The organism is Burkholderia sp. LA-2-3-30-S1-D2 (assembly GCF_001523915.2).
Lineage (GTDB): Bacteria > Pseudomonadota > Gammaproteobacteria > Burkholderiales > Burkholderiaceae > Burkholderia > Burkholderia diffusa.
Genome location: NZ_CP013383.1, coordinates 1,516,627 through 1,536,429, shown reverse-complemented (window position 1 = coordinate 1,536,429; position 19,803 = coordinate 1,516,627). Strand labels below are relative to the sequence as shown.

The 19,803-nt window shown below is 68.9% G+C and carries 12 protein-coding genes and 5 pseudogenes; 5 read left to right on the top strand and 12 right to left on the bottom strand.

What is annotated here, in order from left to right:
* Positions 1-102: 102 nt before the first annotated feature.
* From WS66_RS07095 to WS66_RS07085, 3 genes are all read right to left on the bottom strand, one after another.
* A complete protein-coding gene (locus WS66_RS07095; protein WP_059599293.1) occupies positions 103-1,170 on the bottom strand; it encodes an ABC transporter ATP-binding protein in 1,068 nt (355 codons plus the stop codon).
* Positions 1,163-2,935, bottom strand: coding sequence for an ABC transporter permease (locus WS66_RS07090; protein WP_059599294.1), 1,773 nt, complete (start codon positions 2,933-2,935; stop codon positions 1,163-1,165). Before WS66_RS07090 ends, WS66_RS07095 begins: the two co-directional genes overlap by 8 nt.
* 108 nt (positions 2,936-3,043) lie before the next feature.
* On the bottom strand, positions 3,044-4,144 hold the full coding sequence (locus tag WS66_RS07085) for an ABC transporter substrate-binding protein (protein WP_059599295.1): 1,101 nt from the start codon (positions 4,142-4,144) through the stop codon (positions 3,044-3,046).
* Between the two features lie 125 nt (positions 4,145-4,269).
* Between WS66_RS07085 and WS66_RS07080 the strand changes: the two genes are divergently transcribed.
* Together WS66_RS07080 and WS66_RS07075 are read left to right on the top strand one after the other, a co-directional pair.
* Positions 4,270-4,944, top strand: coding sequence for a response regulator (locus WS66_RS07080; protein WP_059599296.1), 675 nt, complete (start codon positions 4,270-4,272; stop codon positions 4,942-4,944).
* A 127-nt stretch (positions 4,945-5,071) separates the two neighbouring features.
* A complete protein-coding gene (locus WS66_RS07075) occupies positions 5,072-6,469 on the top strand; it encodes a sensor histidine kinase N-terminal domain-containing protein (protein ID WP_442859292.1) in 1,398 nt (465 codons plus the stop codon).
* A gap of 88 nt (positions 6,470-6,557) precedes the next feature.
* Here the strand turns inward: WS66_RS07075 and WS66_RS07070 are convergent, their stop codons facing one another.
* The 7 genes and pseudogenes from WS66_RS07070 to WS66_RS07040 form a co-directional block, all read right to left on the bottom strand.
* The gene (locus WS66_RS07070) at positions 6,558-7,424 is read right to left on the bottom strand and encodes an MOSC domain-containing protein (RefSeq protein WP_059599297.1); all 867 of its coding nucleotides are present in this window, start codon (positions 7,422-7,424) and stop codon (positions 6,558-6,560) included.
* A 97-nt stretch (positions 7,425-7,521) separates the two neighbouring features.
* Positions 7,522-8,481, bottom strand: a complete 960-nt coding sequence (locus WS66_RS07065) for an ABC transporter substrate-binding protein (RefSeq protein WP_059599298.1) — start codon at positions 8,479-8,481, stop codon at positions 7,522-7,524.
* A gap of 38 nt (positions 8,482-8,519) precedes the next feature.
* A pseudogene (locus WS66_RS07060) lies at positions 8,520-9,703 on the bottom strand (c-type cytochrome).
* A gap of 50 nt (positions 9,704-9,753) precedes the next feature.
* A pseudogene (locus WS66_RS07055) lies at positions 9,754-10,552 on the bottom strand (ABC transporter ATP-binding protein).
* A pseudogene (locus WS66_RS07050) lies at positions 10,492-11,256 on the bottom strand (ABC transporter substrate-binding protein); the annotation flags it as partial. The pseudogenes WS66_RS07050 and WS66_RS07055, both read right to left, overlap by 61 nt.
* A 36-nt stretch (positions 11,257-11,292) precedes the next feature.
* The gene (locus tag WS66_RS07045; protein WP_059599299.1) at positions 11,293-12,138 is read right to left on the bottom strand and encodes a class II aldolase/adducin family protein; all 846 of its coding nucleotides are present in this window, start codon (positions 12,136-12,138) and stop codon (positions 11,293-11,295) included.
* 20 nt (positions 12,139-12,158) lie between these two features.
* Entirely contained in the window at positions 12,159-13,244 is a 1,086-nt protein-coding gene (locus WS66_RS07040) for an LLM class flavin-dependent oxidoreductase (protein WP_059599300.1), read from the bottom strand.
* A 427-nt stretch (positions 13,245-13,671) separates the two neighbouring features.
* On the opposite strand from WS66_RS07040, the pseudogene WS66_RS07035 reads away from it, so the two are divergent.
* Positions 13,672-14,992 (top strand): annotated as a pseudogene (locus WS66_RS07035) (acyl-CoA dehydrogenase family protein).
* 67 nt (positions 14,993-15,059) lie between these two features.
* Here the strand turns inward: WS66_RS07035 and WS66_RS07030 are convergent.
* Positions 15,060-16,039 (bottom strand): annotated as a pseudogene (locus WS66_RS07030) (LysR family transcriptional regulator).
* Between the two features lie 17 nt (positions 16,040-16,056).
* Here WS66_RS07030 and WS66_RS07025 point away from each other — a divergent pair.
* Together WS66_RS07025 and WS66_RS07020 are read left to right on the top strand one after the other, a co-directional pair.
* The gene (locus tag WS66_RS07025; RefSeq protein WP_059599302.1) at positions 16,057-16,623 is read left to right on the top strand and encodes a cysteine dioxygenase; all 567 of its coding nucleotides are present in this window, start codon (positions 16,057-16,059) and stop codon (positions 16,621-16,623) included.
* Positions 16,624-16,732: 109 nt separating this feature from the next.
* Positions 16,733-18,358, top strand: a complete 1,626-nt coding sequence (locus tag WS66_RS07020) for a rhodanese-related sulfurtransferase (RefSeq protein ID WP_059599303.1) — start codon at positions 16,733-16,735, stop codon at positions 18,356-18,358.
* Positions 18,359-18,450: 92 nt separating this feature from the next.
* Here the strand turns inward: WS66_RS07020 and WS66_RS07015 are convergent, their stop codons facing one another.
* Positions 18,451-19,596 carry a glycerophosphodiester phosphodiesterase gene (locus tag WS66_RS07015; protein WP_059599304.1) on the bottom strand — a complete coding sequence of 382 codons (1,146 nt, stop codon included), beginning with the start codon at positions 19,594-19,596 and terminating at the stop codon, positions 18,451-18,453.
* Positions 19,597-19,803 lie beyond the last annotated feature (207 nt).

The following is a 19,803-nucleotide window of genomic DNA, read 5'->3' as shown; positions in this document are numbered from 1 at the left end:
ACGGGTGTGATGCGGTCGCGGCCAACGCCGGAAAGCGTTCGCCGGACCAGCCGGTCATTGCCTTGCTCGACGTGCGCGACGGCGCGCAGGCCGCCGCGCGGGTCAGCCCGCTTTCGCGAACGCCCAGCAGTCGTTGGTCGGGAATTCGATCCAGTGCTTGCCGGCCGCGCGCGGCACGTGGCCGAACGCGCGCAGGCGCATTTCGCCGCAATGGAACAGGTATTCCCAGCGATCGCCGAGATACATCGACGTGACGAGATCGGCCTGCAGCCGGTTCGCGCCCGGGCCGTCGGCGACCTGCACGCGTTCGAGGCGGATCACGGCATGCACGTCCTGGCCCGGTGCGAACGCGTCGCGGGCCAGCGCCTGCAGTTCCCAGCCGTCGCCGGCGAGCGTCACGCGTTCGCCGTCGACGGCGGCGACGCGTGCGTCGATGCGGTTGTTGCTGCCCATGAACTCGGCCGTGTATAGCGAGCGCGGCGCGCCGTACAGCTCGGCCGGCGTGCCTTCCTGTTCGATGCGGCCATTGCGCAGCAGCAGGATGCGGTCGGACATCGCCATCGCTTCGGTCTGGTCGTGGGTCACGCAAAGCGCCGACAGCCCGAGCGACACGATCAGCTCGCGCAGCCACGCACGCGCTTCCTCGCGCAGCTTCGCGTCGAGGTTCGACAGCGGCTCGTCGAGCAGAATCACCGGCGGGTTGTAGACGAGCGCGCGTGCGATCGCGACGCGCTGCTGCTGGCCGCCCGACAGCTGATGCGGAAAGCGTTCAGCGAGATGGCCGAGCCCAAGCTGATCGAGCGCGGTCTGCACGCGGCGTTTCTGTTCGGCGGGCGCGACGCGCCGCAGCTTGAGCCCGTAGCCGACGTTCTCGGCCACGGTGCGGTGCGGCCACAGCGCGTACGACTGGAACACGAGGCCGAGCGAACGCTGTTCGACCGGCAGATCGACGCGCTGCGCGCCGTCGAAGAACACGCGGTCGTCGAGCTGGATGCGGCCGTCGGACGGCTGTTCGAGGCCGGCCACCGCGCGCAGCAGCGTGGTCTTGCCGCTTCCCGATGCGCCGAGCAGGCACACGACTTCGCCAGCCTTCAGTTCGAACGACACGCCCTTGAGGATCGGGTTGGCGCCGTAGCTGAGATGCAGGTAATCGACGATGAGCTTATCCATGAAGTTTCACTCCGAAGCGCAGGGCCACGCCGAGACCGGCGCCGACCATCGCGATGTTGATGACAGAGAGCGCGGCAACCTGGTCGACGGCGCCGGTCGCCCATAGCGACACGAGCAGCGCGCCGATCACTTCGGTGCCGGGCGACAGCAGGTAGACGGCGGTCGAGTATTCGCGCTCGAAGATCATGAAGATCAGGAGCCACGCGGCGAGCAGGCCGAAACGCACGAGCGGCAGCGTCACGTCGAGCGACACGCGGCTGCGCGTCGCGCCGACGCTGCGGCCGGCTTCCTCGAGCTCGGGGCCGACCTGCAGCAGCGCGCTTTGAATGAGCCGCATCCCGTATGCGAGCCACACGACCGTGTACGCGATCCAGATGCTCCACATCGAGTTCTTCAGCTCGCGCAGGCCCGGGACGAACAGGAAGATCCAAAGGAACGCGAGACCGGCGAGCAGGCCGGGCACCGCACGCGGCAGCAGCACGAGGTAGTCGAGCAGCTTGGTCGCCCAGTCGGGGCGGCGATGGCCGGCAAACGCGACGAGCGAATAGAAGCCGATCGCGAGCGCGCCGCCGATCACGCCGATGCCGAGCGTGTTGATGATCGCGCGCACGAGGTTGTCCTGCTCGAACAGCTCGATGAAGTTCGACAGCGTCAGCACTTCGGCGAGCGCGACGCCTTCGCCCCAGTTGGTGACGAATGCGCGCAGCACGATGCCGGAGATCGGCACGATCACCGTCAGCATCAGCCACAGCGCGACGATCGCGAGCGCAACCCAGCGCCATACGCCGAGCGGCAGTACCGTCGCGCGGCCGGCCTTGCCCTTCACGGTGACGAAACGGTTCGCGGTCTTCAGCAGGCGGCGCTGCAGCAGCACGAGCGGGAACGTGATCGCGACGATGCACACCGCGACCGCGGCCATCAGGTGATACGACGGCACGCCGAGCTTGTTGGTCAGCTTGTACAGGTAGGTCGCGAGCACGAGGTGGCCTTCTGGATCGCCGAGCACGAGCGGCAGCCCGAACACTTCGAAGCCGAGGAAGAACACGAGCACGCCGGCGAACAGCAGTGCGGGCATCGTCATCGGCAGGCTCACGTCGAGCGCGACGCGGAACGGGCGGGCACCCGTCACGCGCGCGGCTTCCTCGACGTCCGAGCCGAGGTTGCGCAGCGCGGCCGACGAGTACAGGTACACGTGCGGAACGTGCGTGAGGCCGACGATCACCGTGATCGCGAAGATCGAGTAGACGTTCCAGGGTACGTTCTGCGCCCCGAACAGTTCCTTGAACCACACCGAGTAGAAGCCGACCGGGCCGGCGGCGACCACGTAGCCGAACGCGAGCACCATCGGCGACACGAAGACGGGCGTGAGCAGCAGCGGTTCGAGCCAGCGGCGGCCGGGCAGGTCGGTGCGCACCATCAGGAACGCGAGAATGCCGCCGAGCGGGATCGAGATGAACAGCATCCCGCCGGCGATGATGAACGAGTTCTTTACGGCCGACCAGAAGTCCGGGTCGGTGAAGATGAAGCGGAAGCCTTCGATGCCGAGCGTCTTGTTCGCATCGAAGAACGGCGCGGACAGCAGGCTCTGAAACAGGATGAAGCCGAGCGGCAGCGCGACCGCGACGGTGAGCACCGCGACGACGATCCAGCGCAGCATGCCGGCGAGCGGCTGCAGGCTGTTGGCCGGCAGCGCGGGGATCGCGCCGCCGGAGCCGGTGGTGGGCGGAACGGCCGGCGCCGTTGCCCGTGTGCTGGTTGAAAGCATGAGTTCGCCCCTGCGGCCATCCGGATGGCCGCCTCTAGGAAGTCGGTAAGGGGAAGGGGGCGCCCGCGCGATGCGCCGCGGGCGGCCCGTGGTCAGCTGCTCAGCCGATCAGCGCTTGATCGCCTGCTGCCATTGCTTCAGGAACGCAAGCCGCTTCGACTGGTCGAGATAGACGAGCAGGCCGGTGCCGATCTGGATCGGCTTCAGCGAATCGCCGAGTTCCTTCGTGAGGCTCGCGGCCGACGTTTCGCCGGTCACGTCCGCACGGATCGCGTACAGGTTCGCCTGATTCGCGATCAGCGTCTGGCCGCGCTGCGACAGCAGGTAGTCGACCCACAGCTTCGCGGCGTTCGGGTTCTTCGCCTTCTTCGAGATCGTGGCCAGGCGGCTCACGACTTGTGTGTAGTCCTTCGGAAACACGTAGCCGATCGACTTGTCCTTCTTCGCCTTCGCGTACGCATACGAGCCGATGATGTTGTAGCCGATCAGGTTCTCTCCGGACGAAATGCGCTCCATCATCGCGCCGGTGCTCGACTGCAGCTTCGGGCCGGTCGCGCCGATCGCCTTCACGAGCTCCCACGTGACCTTCTCGTTCACGTGCGCGTCCTGCGTCAGGTAGTTGAAGCCGACGCCCGACTTTTCGATGTCGTAGGTCGTGACCTTGCCCTTGAACTTGTCGGCCTGCGTGGTGAGCAGCTTGATCAGGTCGGCGCGCGTCTTCGGCACCTCGTTCTCGGGGATCAGGCGCTTGTTGTAGACGATCGCGAGCGGTTCGAACGTCGTGCCGTACGCCTGCTTCTGGTATTGCGCCCATTGCGGCACGTTCGCGCTTTCGGGCGAATCGTACGACGCCATCAGGCCGTCGTTGACGAGCTTGACCTGCAGGTCCATCGCGGAGCTCCACAGCACGTCGGCACTCGTGCTGCTCGCCGCGTTTTCGCTGATGTAGCGGTTGTACAGCTCGGTGCTGTTCATGTCGTTGTATTCGACCTTCACGCCGTACAGGCTTTCGAAGTCCTTGATCAGCGGGCGCACGAGGCCCGTGTCAGTCGTCGAGTAGACGATCAGCTTGCCTTCCTTCTTCGCGGCGTCGACGACACCTTGGTAGTTACCCGGATACCCGGCCGGGACCTGCGCGACGGCGGCGCCGGCGGCGGTGCCCAGGACGATCGCCAGCGCGGCGGTGAGCTGCTTCGGTGCAAACGGCATGTCTTCCTCCAGTGATGCGTGTGTGTTGTTCGAGTGACGCGGATGTTAATTGCGAGGCACTTTCAGCCTGCTTTCATTTCGGTTCACAATAGCGTCCTTTGTGTCATGGATTTCCCGAGGTCCCCATGCGTGTGCTGCTCGTAGAAGACAACCCGAACCTGGCGCAGTCGCTGAACGACGCGCTCAGCGCCGCGCGCTTCGCGGTCGATCACATGGCGGACGGGGAGGCGGCGGATCACGTGCTGCGCACGCAGGACTACGCGCTGGTGATCCTCGATCTCGGGCTGCCGAAGCTCGACGGGCTCGAGGTGCTGCGTCGGTTGCGCGCGCGCCGCAATCCCGTGCCGGTGCTGATCCTGACCGCGCACGGCTCGGTCGAGGACCGCGTGAAGGGGCTCGATCTCGGGGCCGACGACTATCTCGCGAAGCCGTTCGAACTGACCGAGCTGGAGGCGCGTGCCCGCGCGCTGATCCGGCGCAGCCTCGGCCACGAGCATTCGCGGGTCGCATGCGGGCCGCTTTCGTATGACAGTATCGACCGCAGCTTCCATCTCGCCGGCGAAGCGCTGCCGCTCACGCCGCGCGAGCGCTCGGTGCTGGAGGTGCTGATCCTGCGCAACGGTCGCGCGATCAACAAGGAGACGCTGTCGGAGAAAATCTTCGGGCTCGACGAGTCGGTCAACGCGGACGCGATCGAGATCTACGTGTACCGGCTGCGCAAGAAGCTGGAAAACACCGGCGTCGCGATCGTCACGCTGCGGGGGCTCGGGTATCTGCTCGAAGCGAAGGCCGCCGGATGAACCCATTCCACGCTCGCTGGCTTTGCACGGGACCGGAGTGTGCGCTGAAGCGCAATGCCGGATCGACACGTTCGCTGCCTTCGGAGGGGGCGCATGCCGTGCCTGGGGCGCCCCAGCGGGAGACATGATGATCCGCCGACCGAACCTGCGCACGCAAGTCGCGCTGTGGCTGCTGCTGCCGCTGCTCGGGCTGCTCGCGCTCGACTCGTGGCTCACGTACCAGCGCGCGATGAGCGCCGCGCACGTCGCGTTCGACCGCACGCTGTCGTCGTCGCTGAAGTCGATCCGCGAAGGCGTGCGGCTCAACGACGGTGAGATCGAGGTCGACCTGCCGTATCTCGCGCTCGAGATGTTCGAGTCGGGCGACGGCGGCAAGATCTACTACCTGATCCGCGAGGACAACGGGCACACGATCACCGGCTATCCGGACCTGCCGCTGCCGCCGGGTGACGGCGCGCTGTTCGTCACGCGCTATTACAACGTCGTCTATCGCGGCGAGCAGCTGCGCATGGCCGCGTTGCGTGTGCCGGTGCACGACGTGCCGACCGCGCAGACACGCATCGTGTGGGTGATGGTCGGCGAAACGATCGAGGGACGCCAGGCGCTCGCGCGCGAAATCCTGATGGGCTCGCTGCTGCAGGAAGGACTGCTTGTCGTGCTCGCGCTCGGGATCGTGTGGCTCGGCGTCGGGCGCGGGCTGCGGCCATTGAACCGGCTGTCCGCGAAGGTCGCCGCGCGTACCGACGGCGATCCGACGCCGCTCGACACCGGCGGCATGCCGAGCGAGCTCGCGCCGCTCGTCGAGTCGATCAACCAGTACATCGGCCGCACGCAGCAGATGCAGGTCGCGCGGCGGCGTTTCTTCGCGGACGCGGCCCATCAGCTGAAGACGCCGCTCGCGGCGGTGCAGGCCGGCGTCGAACTGGCATTGCGGCCGGACGAGCAGCCGCGCGTGAACGTGCACTTGCGGCGCGTGAACGGCGCGGTGCGGCAGGCCGCGAAGATCATCCAGCAACTGCTGTCGCTGTCGCGGCTCGATTCGGACAGCGGCCTTGCGGTCGCGCACCAGCCGGTCGCGTTGCATCGGCTGGCGCGCAGCGTGACGCTCGACTGGTCGCCGGTGGCGCGGGCGCGCGACATCGATCTCGGCTTCGAGCACGAGGCCGACGTCGACGTGCATGGTCAACCGGACCTGCTCGGCGAAATGATCGGCAACCTGATCGACAACGCGATCCGTTATTCGGGCGACCGCGCGGTAATCACGGTGCGCGTGTCGCGCGACGGCGAGCATGCGCGGCTCGACGTGATCGACAACGGGCCGGGCATTCCGGCGGATGAGCGCGACGCGGTGTTCGAGCGCTTCCATCGTGGCAGCAAGACGCAGACGGTCGAAGGTACCGGGCTCGGGTTGTCGATCGTGCGGGAAATCGCGCGCGTGCATCAGGGCAGCGTGACGCTCTCCGATGCGGCGGACGGCGGGCTGATCGTGACGGTGATGCTGCCGACGGTTCGGGCGGCGCAGTAGCCGGCACGGCGATCGACGCAACCGAGGTGAATGGCGGCGGAGGGCGGCGACGGAAACGATATGCCGTCCGCCGCTTCGACCGATCCGCTCAGTCGCCGAACCCGATCTCCGCTTCGAGCGACTGCCCGACTTCGAGCCACGCGCCCGCGCCTTCGACGACGATTGCGTTGATGCCGAATGTCAGCGCGTCGTCGTAGTTCGGATGCGCGCGATAGGTCTGCATCGTGTCGGTCGGCTCGTGCGGCCATGCCGGATCCGGCGCGCCGGTCACCTGGTCGATCGTCGGCATCGGGCAGCGCGTGCACAGCTTCACGAGGCGTAACCGCACGCGCGTCGCGCCTTCCGCGTCGAGATGCTCGACGAAATCCTCTTCGTACGCATCGAGATCCGACACGACGATGTTCGGGCGGAAGCGGTTCATCGGAATCGCTGGCGCGCCTTTCGCGACGAGCTTCGCGTTCAGGTCGTCGAGCGACGGCTGGCCGATCACGAGCAGCGGGTAGCCGTCCGCGAACTGCGTGTGCGTGTCGATGTCGCCGGTCCATTTGCGGTTGCAGCCACGGCGCGACTCGGCACCGAAGCGCGCGAGCTTCAACGGCATGCCGAGGAATTCGGTGAGCCACGCGGCCGTCTCGGCGCCCGTGTCGATCGCGTCGACGGTGTCGCGCCAGACGGTCGCGGCCATCTTCGGCGTGGCGGGTGTTGCATCGCCGTCGAGCGGCGTACGGATCTCGGGCATGCCCGGCGCATTCAGCACCAGCGCATCGTGCTCGAGCGCGGTGCGGATCAGCGCGAGGCGCGGGTGCGTGCGCTGCGTGATCATCATCCCGTCCGGGGTGGTGATCAGCCAGTGGCGGTCGTACGCGAGGCCCGTTTCGAGCAGCTGTGCGCGCGACAGCGCGATGCCGGCGCAGGATTTGATCGGATAGACGAAGAGTTCGGAGATGGCTGGCATGACGCTGGCTGACGAAGGCGGGATGGTCGAATCGCGATTGTGCCAGATCATGCGAAAGCCGTTTGGGCGGTTGCAGGCCGCCGCGCCGTGCGGCCGGTCACGCCAGCGGAAAGCCGAGGTCGAAGGTCGTGCGGACGTCGAGCGGCTGGCGCAGCAGCCCGGCCTTCAGGTAGAAGTCGGCCGTGCGTTGTTGCCCGGCGATCACCGTCGCGTCGAGCGGCAGCCACCGCGTGTTGCGGCGCTCGAACTGCAGCTTCGCGGCAGCCGGCGGGATGCCGACGATGCGCGCGAGCGTCGCGGAATACGCGTCGACGTGCCGGTACGACCAGGCCTGCGCGCGCACGACGCGTTGCAGGAAGTCGCGCAGCACGTCGCGCTTCGACGCGATCGCCGCGTCGGTCGCCGCGACGTAGCTGAGGCCCGACCACAGGCCGCGGCCGTTGACGAGCACGCGTGCGCGGCCGCTCGTTTCGGCGAGCGCGGTATAGGGTTCCCACGTCGCCCACACGTCGATCGAACCGGTTGCGAGCGCAAGCATCGTGTCGGCCGGCGGCAGGAAGCGGAACGATACGGCATCGGGCGGCAGGGCTGCGGCTTCGAGCGCCTTCAGCGTGACGAAATGGCCGATCGAGCCGCGCGTGGTGCCAATGCGCTTGCCTTTCAGGTCGGCGGCGTCCTTCAGCGTCGCATCGGGCCGCACGAGCAAGGCGGTGCCGTACGGGTCGGACCGGTTCGCGCCGATCACCTTGATGCGCGCACCCGATGCGAGCGCGAAGATCACCGGCGCGTCGCCGATCGGTCCGCAGTCGACGGCCGCCGCGTTCAGCGCTTCGGCCAGTGGCGCGGCGGCCGGGAATTCGGTCCATGCGATGTCGTAAGCGAGGCCGTTCAGTTCGCCGGCTGCTTCGAGCAGCGCGCGCAGCCCGCCCTTTTGGTCGCCGGCACGCAGCAGCGGTCGCGTGCCCGATTGCGCGTGCAATGCGGTCGGAGCCACGCCGACGGTGGCGGCGGCGAGGGCGCTCGCTTGCGCGAGGAAGTGGCGTCGGGTCGGATTCATCGTGAAGTTCGGTCGATTGGAGGAAACGGTTCAGAGATTCAATGCGCAAGCCCGGCCTGCACGTCGCGCACCGGTTCAGCGTCCACACGCAGCAGCAGCGCGGTCAGCGGATCGACGTTCGCGGGGGCGGCGGAAGGCCGCGCGGTCGCATCCGAGCGGCACAACAAATCGTCGGCCGACCAGCCCGCGCTGCCAGGCAACGCGCGCGCCCGCAGCCAGCCGCGCCGGTCGGCAAGCAGTTGCGTGCCGCCGAACGTCTCGGGCGACACGCCAGCGATCGTCGCGAACGCTTGCCATGCACCGGGCGTCGACGCGACGCAGTTCGCGCGCGAGCCGGTGGCCGGTGGCGCGGGCGTGTCGCCGGCAGTGACGAGCAGCGTCTGCCAGCGCGGATCCTCCGTCGGCGGCGCGCTGCCCGGCGCGAGCGCAACGATGCGCACGCGCTGGCCTTCGCGCCAGCGCTCGAGCGGCTGCGGCGCGGCGCTGCCGCAACGCACGTCGAGCGCAGGCAGCGGAACGGGCACGGGCCATGCACCTTCCGCCTGCGCGCCGCTGCCGGCCGACAGCGCCTTCAGGTAAGCGAGCATGGCCCACGTGTCGCCGGGGCCGAGCGTCGTGGCAAAGCCCGGCATCGACGACGCGCCGCGCGCGTCGTGCGTACCGTGCCGCACGCGCCAGTACAGTTCGCCTTCGAGCCGCCGGGCGAGCAGCGTGCCCGCGAAGGTCGGCGGCCAATGCGCGAGCGTTGCCGCGAGCGGTCCTTCGCCGCGGCCGTCCGCGCCGTGACACGCCGCGCAATGCCGCGCACATACAGGTGTGCACCGCGCATCACGTTCGCGACAGAAAGCGGCGCGGGGTTGCGCTGGAAACTGGTCGGCACCGCGGGCGCGAGCCACAGCGACGCCGATGGCCACGGCGCGAACCACGCGACCGCCAGTGCGGCGATTGCCGACGCCGCTCGCCACTTGCGCGAAACGAGCGCGATGCAGACCAGCGCCACGGCGAGCGCGGTTGCCGCGCAGGCGAACGCAAGCTGCCGCGTGAGCCCGGCATCGATGCGCAGCGTTTCAAGCGCGATCCGATGCGCCCAGGGCCACGCGGCCTGTCCGTCGGCGTCCCCGGTCAGGCCGGCCGCATGCAGTGCCCGGGCGAACGCGATCTGCGCGCGATACAGCAGTTGCAGGAACACGAGCGCCCAGTCGGCGAACGGCGGTGCATTCATCGGCGCGGCCTTTGCCGTGCGCGGGCCATCCCGCTGGCGGCACTCGGCATCTACCAGCTCGAATCGAGTCCGAGATGCCGCAGCGCTTCGTGGCGCAGTTCGGCGAGACGCGGGTCGCCGCGATGGCGCGGATAGGGCAGGTCGACACGCAGTTCCGCGACGATCCGTGCGGGACGCGGCCCGAACACGATCACGCGTTGCGCGAGAAACAGCGCTTCCTCGACATCGTGCGTGACGAGCAGCGCGGAGAACCCGTCGCGTTGCCACAGCGCGGTCAACTCGGCCTGCATCGTCAACCGCGTCAGCGAATCGAGCTTGCCAAGCGGCTCGTCGAGGATCAGCAGGCGCGGATCGTTGACGAGCGCGCGGGCGAGCGCGACACGCTGCGCCATCCCGCCCGACAGCTGATGCGGAAACACGTTCGAGAATTCCTGAAGGCCGACGCGCGCGAGCGCATCGTCGACGCGATGCTGCGCGGTGCGCGCCACGCCACGCCACGCCACGCGCCTCGAGGCCGAGCGCGACGTTCGCGCGCACGCGGCGCCACGGGTAGAGCGTCGGATCCTGGAACACGACGATGCGCGACGGATCGGGCCTTTCGATCGGCACGCCGTCCTGCACGATTGCGCCTTGTCGCGCGGCGTCGAGGCCCGCGACGAGCCGCAGCAGCGTCGATTTTCCGCAGCCGCTCGGGCCGAGCAGCGCGACGAATTCGCCGGCCGCGACCGACAGCGTGACGTCGTCGAGCACCGACAGCGGGCCGCCGGGGCCGTCAAACGCATGGCTCACGCGGCGGCCGCCGGCCGGTCGTTGCGCACGAGGTCGCCGCGCGCGCCGATCACGCAGCACACCTTGCGCGCGTATTCGCCGGACAGGTTCGTCGCGAGTTCCGTATACGCGCCGTTGCTGCGCTTCTCGAGGAGATAGAGATTCGGGTCGCCGTCGGCGATCGCCTGGATCTCGCCCTTGTCGACCGCGACGCCGGGCAGATCGGCCGGATACTGCCGCCACGTGATGTCGCGTTCGGGATCGATGCCGTTCTTCGCGAGCAGGATCGAGAAGAAGTGCTTGCCGGGCGCCGCGAGATCGCTGACGCCGACCGTCTTGCCCTTCAGCGCCTGCAGCGTCGTCACGCCGGCCGTCTTCGCGCCGAGCAGCCGCACGCAGCCGCCGTGCGAGCTGCCGATGATCGTCACGTCGAAGCCGGCTTCGAGCGGCTTCAGCCAGCGGTGGATCATCCCGACCGCCGCGTCGGCTTTGCCGGTCGCGATCGATTCGAGCAACTGATCGGTCGATCCGCTGTAGTTGACCAGCTCGACCTTCAGACCGTTCTTCTCGAAGAAGCCGTTCTCCTGCGCGACGACGATCGGCGTCAGGCAGAACGCGTTCTGGTTCCACGCGAACGTGAGCTTCTTCAGCGGCGGCGCGGACCACGCGTTGCGGCCCAGCGTGATCGCCGGCGCGGCGAGCGCGGCGGCGCCGGCCGCGCGCAGCAGCCGGCGGCGCTTGTCGTCATGGGCGCCGGTCGGCGCGGGGGCGGTGGTATCGGTCATCGTGTGGTCTCCGGTTCCGGTCGTGCGCAAGGGCGTTCAGTCGAGCAGGTCGGGTTCGTCGGCGACGACGCCTGCGAACAGGCTGTCGAACGCGTGCAATGCGCCGTCGGGGCCACCGATCTGGCCGTGCGTGTGTCGCGCGGTCGCGTGGTCGATCGGTTGCGGCGTGCCGGCCGCTTCGGCCAGCAACTGCGTGTGCGCGGCGTTGTCGAGCGCGATGTACCACCACGCGGCGGCCTCGACCGTCGGGCCGGCCGTCAGGATGCCGTGGTTCTTCAGGATCACGCCCTTGTGCGTGGTGCCGTCGGGCTTCGCGAGCGCGCCCGCGATCCGTGCGCCTTCGCTCGTGTCGACGACCATGCCCGTGAAGTCGTCGAACAGCGCGTGATCCTCGTAGAACACGCACGCGTCCTGCGTCAGTGGATCGAGCGGGCGGCCGAGCGTCGACCATGCCTTGCCGTAGGTCGAATGCGTGTGCGCGGCGGCGACGATGTGCGGATGCGCGTCGTGAATCGCCGCGTGGATCGCGAACGCGGCCTTGTTCAGCGGCCGGTTGCCGATCGCGGTTTCACCGCGTGCGTTGACGAGCAGCAGGTCCGATACCTTGATCCGCGAGAAATGCACGCCGAGCGGATTCACCCAGAAGTGGTTGGGCAGTTCGGGGTCGCGCGCGGTGATGTGGCCGGCGAGGCCCGACGCGAAGCCGAAACGCGCAAACAGGCGGAACGCGGCCGCGAGCCGCTCCTGCCGGTGGCGGCGCTCGGCGGCGACGTCGACGCGCGGCGCGGGCGGGTCGAACCAGAAATGCTGGCGCGGCGTGTCGGCGAGGACGAGGCCCGACGCGGTGCGTGCGGGCGATGACGAAGCCAGGACGGCGGACATGGTCGGCGTCTCCCTTTGGGTCAGGCCGCGCGGCGTGCCGCGTCGCGTGCCGCGACGGCGCTGCGCACGCGCGGAATCAGTTCGCGACCGTAGTCGATCGCGTCTTCGAGCGGATCGAAGCCGCGGATCAGGAACGTCGTCACGCCGAGGTCGTAGTAGTCGAGCAGCGCGTCGGCGACCTGTTCGGGCGTGCCGACCAGCGCGGTCGAATTCGAGCGTGCGCCGGTGAGCTTCGCGATCTCGGTCCACAGCCGCTTGTCGACGCGCGAGCCGCGTTCGGCCGCGGCAAGCAGGCGCCGCGCGCCTTCGCTTTGCTGCGGGCCGCCGGTGCCGAGGCCGGCCGCTTCGCGCACGCGGCGCGTTTCGTCGAGGATCCGGTGCGCGCGCGCCCATGCTTCGTCTTCGGTCGCCGCGAGGATTGGCCGGAACGACACGGAGAAGCGCACCTGCCGGCCGTGCTTCGCGGCTTCGGCGCGCACGCGGGTCGTCAGGTCGCGCACCTGGTCGAGCGATTCGCCCCACAGCGCATAGACGTCCGCGTGCTTGCCGGCAACTTCCAGCGCCGCTTCCGAGGCGCCGCCGAAGTAGATCGGCACGTGCGGCTGCTGGAACGGCTTCACCTCCGAAAAGCCCTGCGTGAAGCGGTAGTGCGCGCCGTCGTGATCGAACGGCTGCGTTTCGGTCCAGATGCGGCGCAGGATGCCGAGATATTCGTCGGTGCGTGCGTAGCGTGCGTCGTGGTCGAGGAAGTCGCCGTCGCGCTGCTGCTCGCTGTCCGAGCCGCCGGAGATGAAGTGCACAGCGAGCCGGCCGCGGCTGAACTGATCGAGCGTCGCGATTTGCCGAGCGGCGAGCGTCGGCGCGGTGAAGCCCGGCCGATGCGCGAGCATGAAGTGGATGCGCTCGGTCGCGGCGGCGGCGAACGCGATCGTCAGCGTCGCGGACGGGCCGGTCGAGTGGTGCGGGACGAGGATCCGGTCGAAGCCGGCCGTTTCATGTGCGCGGGCGAAGTCGCGCACGTAATCGGGGGCGACGACGGGGCCGGCGGGCGGATGGATTTCCGACTGCTTCTGGCTCTGGATCATGCCGATGAATTCGACGCTCATCTGGGTCTCCGATGCAAGGACGGCCCCACGCGGCCAGCAACGGTTGGCGGGGGCGGGAATGGAGCGCAGATTACCGCCGGGATCATGCGGAATGGAAATAATCAATCCCGAATTGAATATCAGATTTGCATGGTTTGGCCGCGTGTGCATTGCGCATACGCTGTGGGCTCGCGATGGAGATGAAAGGGAGCGGGGCTTCCGCGCCGGGCAGGCACCGGATCCGCATGCGGTCCGGGATGTGCGGTCCGGTTCGAATGCCGATGCGTGCGCACGCATGCGCGGCAAACGTCCGCGAACCGGCACGCGAGTGCGCAACCGCAACCGATCGCCGTCGGCTTCACGCGCCGCCGCACCGTCCGCCAATCGATCTCCGCCATTGCCGCCGTTGCGTTACCCCGCTATCCAGTCACCGAGGGAACCCGTACCGATGTCCGCCAGACTTGCTGCTTCCTCGCCGCTACCGCCGCAGTCGTCGCTGCGCCATCTGCCTGCCGACGATGCGCGCGTCGCGGCGCTGCTCGAGCGTCTTGCGCCCGAACTCGCCGCGGACGCCGCCCGCAACGACGTCGACGGCCGCTTCCCGCACGAGAACTTCGCGCGACTGCATCGCGCCGGGCTGATCGCGCAGGTCGTGCCGCGCGAGCATGGCGGCGCGGGCGCGACGCTGGCGCAGGCGAGCCGGATCGTGGCCGCCGTCGCGCGCGCCGATCCCGCGACTGCGCTGGCGCTGGTGCTGACGATGACGTATCTGCAGCATCGCGCGCTCGGCCGCGCGGACAACCGCTGGCCCGCGCACGTGCGGCGTGCGGTGTTCGACAGTGCGGTCGCTGAAGGCGCGCTGATCAACGCGTTGCGCGTCGAACCGGCGCTCGGTTCGCCGTCGCGCGGCGGCCTGCCCGAAACGATTGCGCGTCGCGACGGCGACGGCTGGCGCCTGTCCGGCCACAAGCTGTACAGCACCGGCATTCCGGCGCTGCGCTGGCTCGCCGTATGGGCACGCACCGACGAACCCGAGCCGCGTGTCGGCGTATTCCTCGTGCCGCGCGAGCGCGATGTGGAGGACGACGCAGGCATCCGCGTGATCGAAAGCTGGAACCACCTGGGCCTGCGCGCATCGGGCAGCCACGAGGTCGTGTTCGACGACGTGCGGCTGCCCGCCGATCATGCGGTGGACGTGCGCGCGCCCGATGCGTGGGCCGTATCGGCCGCGAGCCATGCGGATGTCGACGCGCAGGCTGACCAGCAGGCGTGGATGGTCGCGTTGCTCGGCAGCCTCTACGATGCGGTGGCGCGCGCGTCACGCGACTGGCTGCTCGAGTTCGCGACGACGCGCGCGCCGAGCGGGCTCGGGGCACCGCTCGCGACGCTGCCGCGCATGCAGGAGGCCGTCGGCGAGATCGAAGGGTGCTTGCACACGAACCGCGTGCTGCTCGACGAGCACATCGCCCGCACCGACGGTGACGACGAGCGGCCTCGTCAAGCGAACCGTGACGGAGCAGGCGATCCGCACGGTCGAGCACGCGTTGAAGCTGTCGGGCAATCACGGGCTGAGCCGCCACAATCCGCTCGAACGTCATTATCGCGACGTGCTGTGCAGCCGCGTGCATACGCCGCAGGACGATGCGATCGCGGTCGCCGCCGGGCGTGCCGCGCTCGACGCCGCGGCGCGAAGCGCAACCGAGAACGCCAGCGCGGAGGCTGGCGGGACGTCACGCGGCACACCGGCTTCCGGTCGAAGCGATGCGTGAGAGGGGCCGCATGACGGCCGGCGCAAACGGGACACCGCGGTGCCGGCGTCGCAGGCCTCGGTCAAGCTCAAGCGGCTTCGTCGTGCGCGGCGGCATCCGCGGGCAGTGCGAATGCCGCGCGCGCATGCGCGCCCACGGCGGCGAGCGGCGCCGCGAAGCGTGCGGCGTCCTGCCGGTGCAGCAGCCACAGATCGATCTGCGGCTTGAAATCGGCGAGCGGCACGATGTCGACCGCATCGCGCAGCGGGCTGCCTTCGACGAGCGGCATCGGCATCAGCCCGATGCCGATGCCGTTCGCGACGCTCTGCAATTGCAGGTCGCGACCATATGTGTCGAGCGTGACGGGCATCGGCAGCCCCTGCGCGTCGAGCGCGCGGCGCAGGCCCGCACGAAAGCCGCAGCCGTCGGGATTGAGCACCCAGCCGCGCGCATGGCAGTCGGCGAGCCGGTAGCTGCGGCGCGGCCAGTCGCCCTTGCGGCCGACCGCGACGAGCCGGGTGGCCAGCAGCCGTTCGCCCTCGACGTGCGGCGGCAGCACCATCTCGCGGGCCAGAAACACCAGCGCCGCATCGAGTTCGCGGCGCGCGACGCGCTCGACGAGCATGCCGCCCCAGGCGGTCGTGACTTGCGTGGCGAGCGCTGGCCATTGCCCGGCGATCCGCGCGATCAGGCCGGGCAGCATCAGTTCGCCAAGCCCTTGCGTGAGGCCGACGCGGAATTCGCCGGCGGGCGGCCGCTGGCCGGCCGTCAGTTCGCGCAGCGCATCGACCTCGCGCAGGATCGCGCGGCACTGCGCGAACACCTGCAGCCCGATGTCGGTCGGGCGCGGCGGTTTCGTGTTGCGGTCGAGCAGCGTCGCGCCGAGCGCTTCCTCGAGATTCTGCACGCGCCGTGTGATCGCCGGCTGCGTCATCCCGAGCTCGGCCGCGGCCTGGCTCAGCGTCTGACAGCGGACGACCGCTGCAAAAGCGTCGATATCGCTAATTTTCATGTTTGTTCTGCATGATCTTTCGGGTGATCATGACGATTCATCATATTCGGCATCATATTCGAGGAGGCAGCCGATGAGTACGCTTTCGTTGCATCAGACGCCGCTGCGTCCGTTCGTCGACGGCCTGGGCGCGCTGCTCGCGTCCGGCGCGAACGAGGCGCGCATTCTCGACGAGGGCGGCGCGCTGCTTGCCGCACTCGTCGCGCACGACGACTGGCTGCCCGACGCGTTCGCGCAGCCCGATCCCGAGCGCTACCGCCAGTACCTGCTGCATCTCGATCCCGACGATCGGTTCTCCGTCGTCAGCTTCGTGTGGGGGCCTGGCCAGACGACGCCGATCCACAATCACACGGTGTGGGGGCTGATCGGCATGCTGCGCGGCGGCGAGTTTTCGCAGCCGTACCGGTTCGACGCGACCGGCAGGCCGGTGCCGTCGGGCGATGCGGTGCAACTGCGGCCGGGCGACGTCGAGGCCGTGTCGCCGAGCATCGGCGACGTCCATCGCGTGACCAACGCGTTCGCCGACCGGGTATCGATCAGCATCCACGTGTACGGCGCGAACATCGGCAAGGTCGAGCGCGCGGTGTTCCTGGACGACGGCACCGTGAAGCCGTTCGTGTCCGGCTATTCGAACGTGTGACGCCGCACGTCGCGAGCGTTCAGTTGCGAGCGCACGCCCGCGGCCTCGGGCTTCAACCGTTTTCCGTTTGCTTTTTTCACCGACTTCAACAGAATCCGACAGAGACATCGTGACGCAATTCGTTGATTCCACTTCCCGTTTCCCCGTCGCGTCGTACCAGGACGTACGCGCGCGCCTCCTGGCCCGCGACGAGCTCGCGCTGATCGACGTGCGCGAGGAAGATCCATACGCGCAGGGCCATCCGCTTTGGGCTGCCAACTTTCCGCTGTCGAAGCTCGAACTCGACGCGTGGACGCGCATTCCGCGCCGCGACACGCCGATCGTCGTGTTCGGCGAAGCCGGCGGCGAGGATCTCGCGCCGCGCGCGGCCGCGAAGTTCGCGCAGCTCGGCTATACCGACGTGCGGCTGCTCGACGGCGGTCTCGCGGGCTGGCTCGCCGCGGGCGGCGAGCTGTTCATCGACGTGAACGTGCCGAGCAAGTCGTTCGGCGAGTGGGTCGAGGCCGAGCGCCATACGCCGTCGCTGTCCGCGCAGGAAGTGCAGGCGCTGATCGACGAAAAGGCCGATGTCGTGATCGTCGACGCGCGCCGCTTCGACGAATACCAGACGATGAACATCCCGACATCGACGAGCGTGCCGGGGGCGGAACTCGTGCTGCGCGTGCGCGCGCTCGCGCCGAACCCCGCAACCCGGGTCGTGGTGAACTGCGCGGGCCGCACGCGCAGCATCATCGGCACGCAATCGCTCGTGAACGCAGGGCTGCCGAACCCGGTCGCGGCACTGCGCAACGGCACGATCGGCTGGACGCTCGCGGGCCAGACGCTCGAGCACGGCGCCGCGCGACGCTTTCCCGACGACGTCGAACCCGCGCAGCGCGAGGAAGCCCGTCGCGCCGCGCGCGCGGTGGCCGAGCGCGCCGGCGTGCCGCGCATCGCGCTCGCGGACGTCGCGGCGCTCGACGAGCCGGGCCGCACGCTGTACCGCTTCGACGTGCGCATGCCGGAGGAATACGAGGCCGGCCATCTGCCAGGCTTCCTGGGCACGCCGGGTGGCCAGCTTGTACAGGAGACCGACCATCACGCGCCCGTGCGCGGCGCGCGAATCGTGCTCGCCGACGACGACGGCGTGCGCGCGGACATGACCGCGTCGTGGCTCGCGCAGATGGGCTGGGACGTGCGCGTGATCGAGCCGGCCGGCACGGCGGCCTTCACCGAGCGCGGCCAGCCGCCGCGCGACGTGCCGGCGACGCCGCAGGTGACCGAGGCGTCGCCCGCAACGCTCGCGGGCTGGCTGAAGGAGGCGGCCGCGGGCGAGGTCGCGATCGTCGACGTGACGACCAGCGCGAACTACGTGAAGCGCCATATCCCCGGCGCGTGGTTCGCCGTGCGTGCGCAGTTGCGCGACGCGCTCGCCGCGATCCCGCCGGCGAAGCGCTATGTCTTCACGTGTGGTTCGAGCCTGCTCGCGCGGTTCGCGGCGGACGACGCGCGCGCGTTGCTGCCGGCTTCCGCGGCGATCACGGTGCTGACCGGCGGCACCGCCGCGTGGATCGACGCGGGGCTGCCGCTCGAGCACGGCGAGACGCATCTGGCGTCGCCGCGCGTCGACCGCTACCGGCGCCCGTATGAAGGCACGGACAACGCGGCCGCCGCGATGCAGGCGTATCTCGACTGGGAATACGGGCTGGTCGACCAGCTGAAGCGCGACGGCACGCACCACTTCCGCGTGATCTGACCGCGACGCGGCAACCGGTGTGCGGCACGACATGCGCCGCGCCCGGTTGCCGCGCGCTCAGTGGCGCATCGCATCCGGCGCGTTCAATCCGCTCAGCGCTTGAACGTATCGACGGCCGCGCGACCGACGGCGGGATCGTCGGTGAAGAAGCCGTCGATGCCCGCGCGCAGGTACGCCTGGATCTCGCGCACCGAGCCCGCGGTGTTGCGCGTGGCCGGCGTGCCGCCGTCCTTCAGCGACGCGGGCAGGAAGTTGTTCTCCGGACGGAACGTGTACGGATGCACGACGAGGCCGGCTTCGTGCGCGTAGCGCACGTACGGCGTCGGCTGCTGCAGCGTGCCGTCGGCGGCGACCGCGATGATCGATGTCTTGTACGGGCCGACGCCGTTCGCATAGGACGCGATCTCGCGCATTCCGTCGCGCGTCGACAGGTCACCGTAGGTGCGCTTGTCGTTCGCCTTCACGAAGTCGTACGGGCGCTGATCGGCTTCGTCCATCAACTGCACGAGCTTCCAGTTCGGCTGGCTCGTCTTGATCCGGTTGCGGATCGTCTTCAGGTTCGCCACTTCGAACGACTGGATGTAGACGGTCGCCGTGCGTGCCGTGTACGGATCCTTCAGCAGCGCATCGACGAGACGGTCCTCGAGCGGCAGGCCGATCGACTGGAAGTAAGTCGGGTGCTTGGTTTCCGGATACAGGTGGATCGTGCGGCCGGTCTGCGCGGCCATCTGTTTCGCGAGCGCGACGATCTCGTCGAAGGTCGGAATCTCGAACTGGTCGTTGTACGCGGTGTTCGCCGGGCGGACCTGCGGAATGCGCTCGCGGGCACGCAGCGTCTTCAATTCGGCGACCGTGAAGTCCTCGGTGAACCAGCCGGTCAGCTGCGCGCCGTCGATCGTCTTGGTCGCCTTGCGGCTCGCGAACTGCGGCAGGGTCGACACGTTCGTCGTGCCGGAGATTTCATTCTCGTGGCGCGCGACGAGTACGCCGTCGCGAGTCGAGACGAGATCGGGTTCGATCACATCCGCGCCGTCCTCGATCGCCTTGCGGTACGACGCGAGCGTGTGTTCGGGGCGCAGCGCGCTCGCGCCGCGATGACCGACCACCTGGACCTTCGCGGAGATCGGCTGCGTCGGATCGGATGCCGACACGTCGTCACCGCCGCAGGCGGCGAGCAGGAGGGCGGCGGCACAGGCGAGCGGGATGCAGCGCAGGGCGGTCGGGCGCGTGAAGAGCATGGTGGAGAACCTTCGAAACGGAAGTCGGTGAAAGGGCGGTCGTTCCGGCGGGTGCGGCCTGTCTCTGCGGGCCGCGCGGGATCGAACGGGACGCGATCGTCGCATCGGATAATTACATATATATTACTTGTGCCTTTCTTTTTCGTTTCCGCTCAAAACGCACGGGATGGCCTGATAGCGCAACCGTGCGTGCGGCGCGATCCGGCC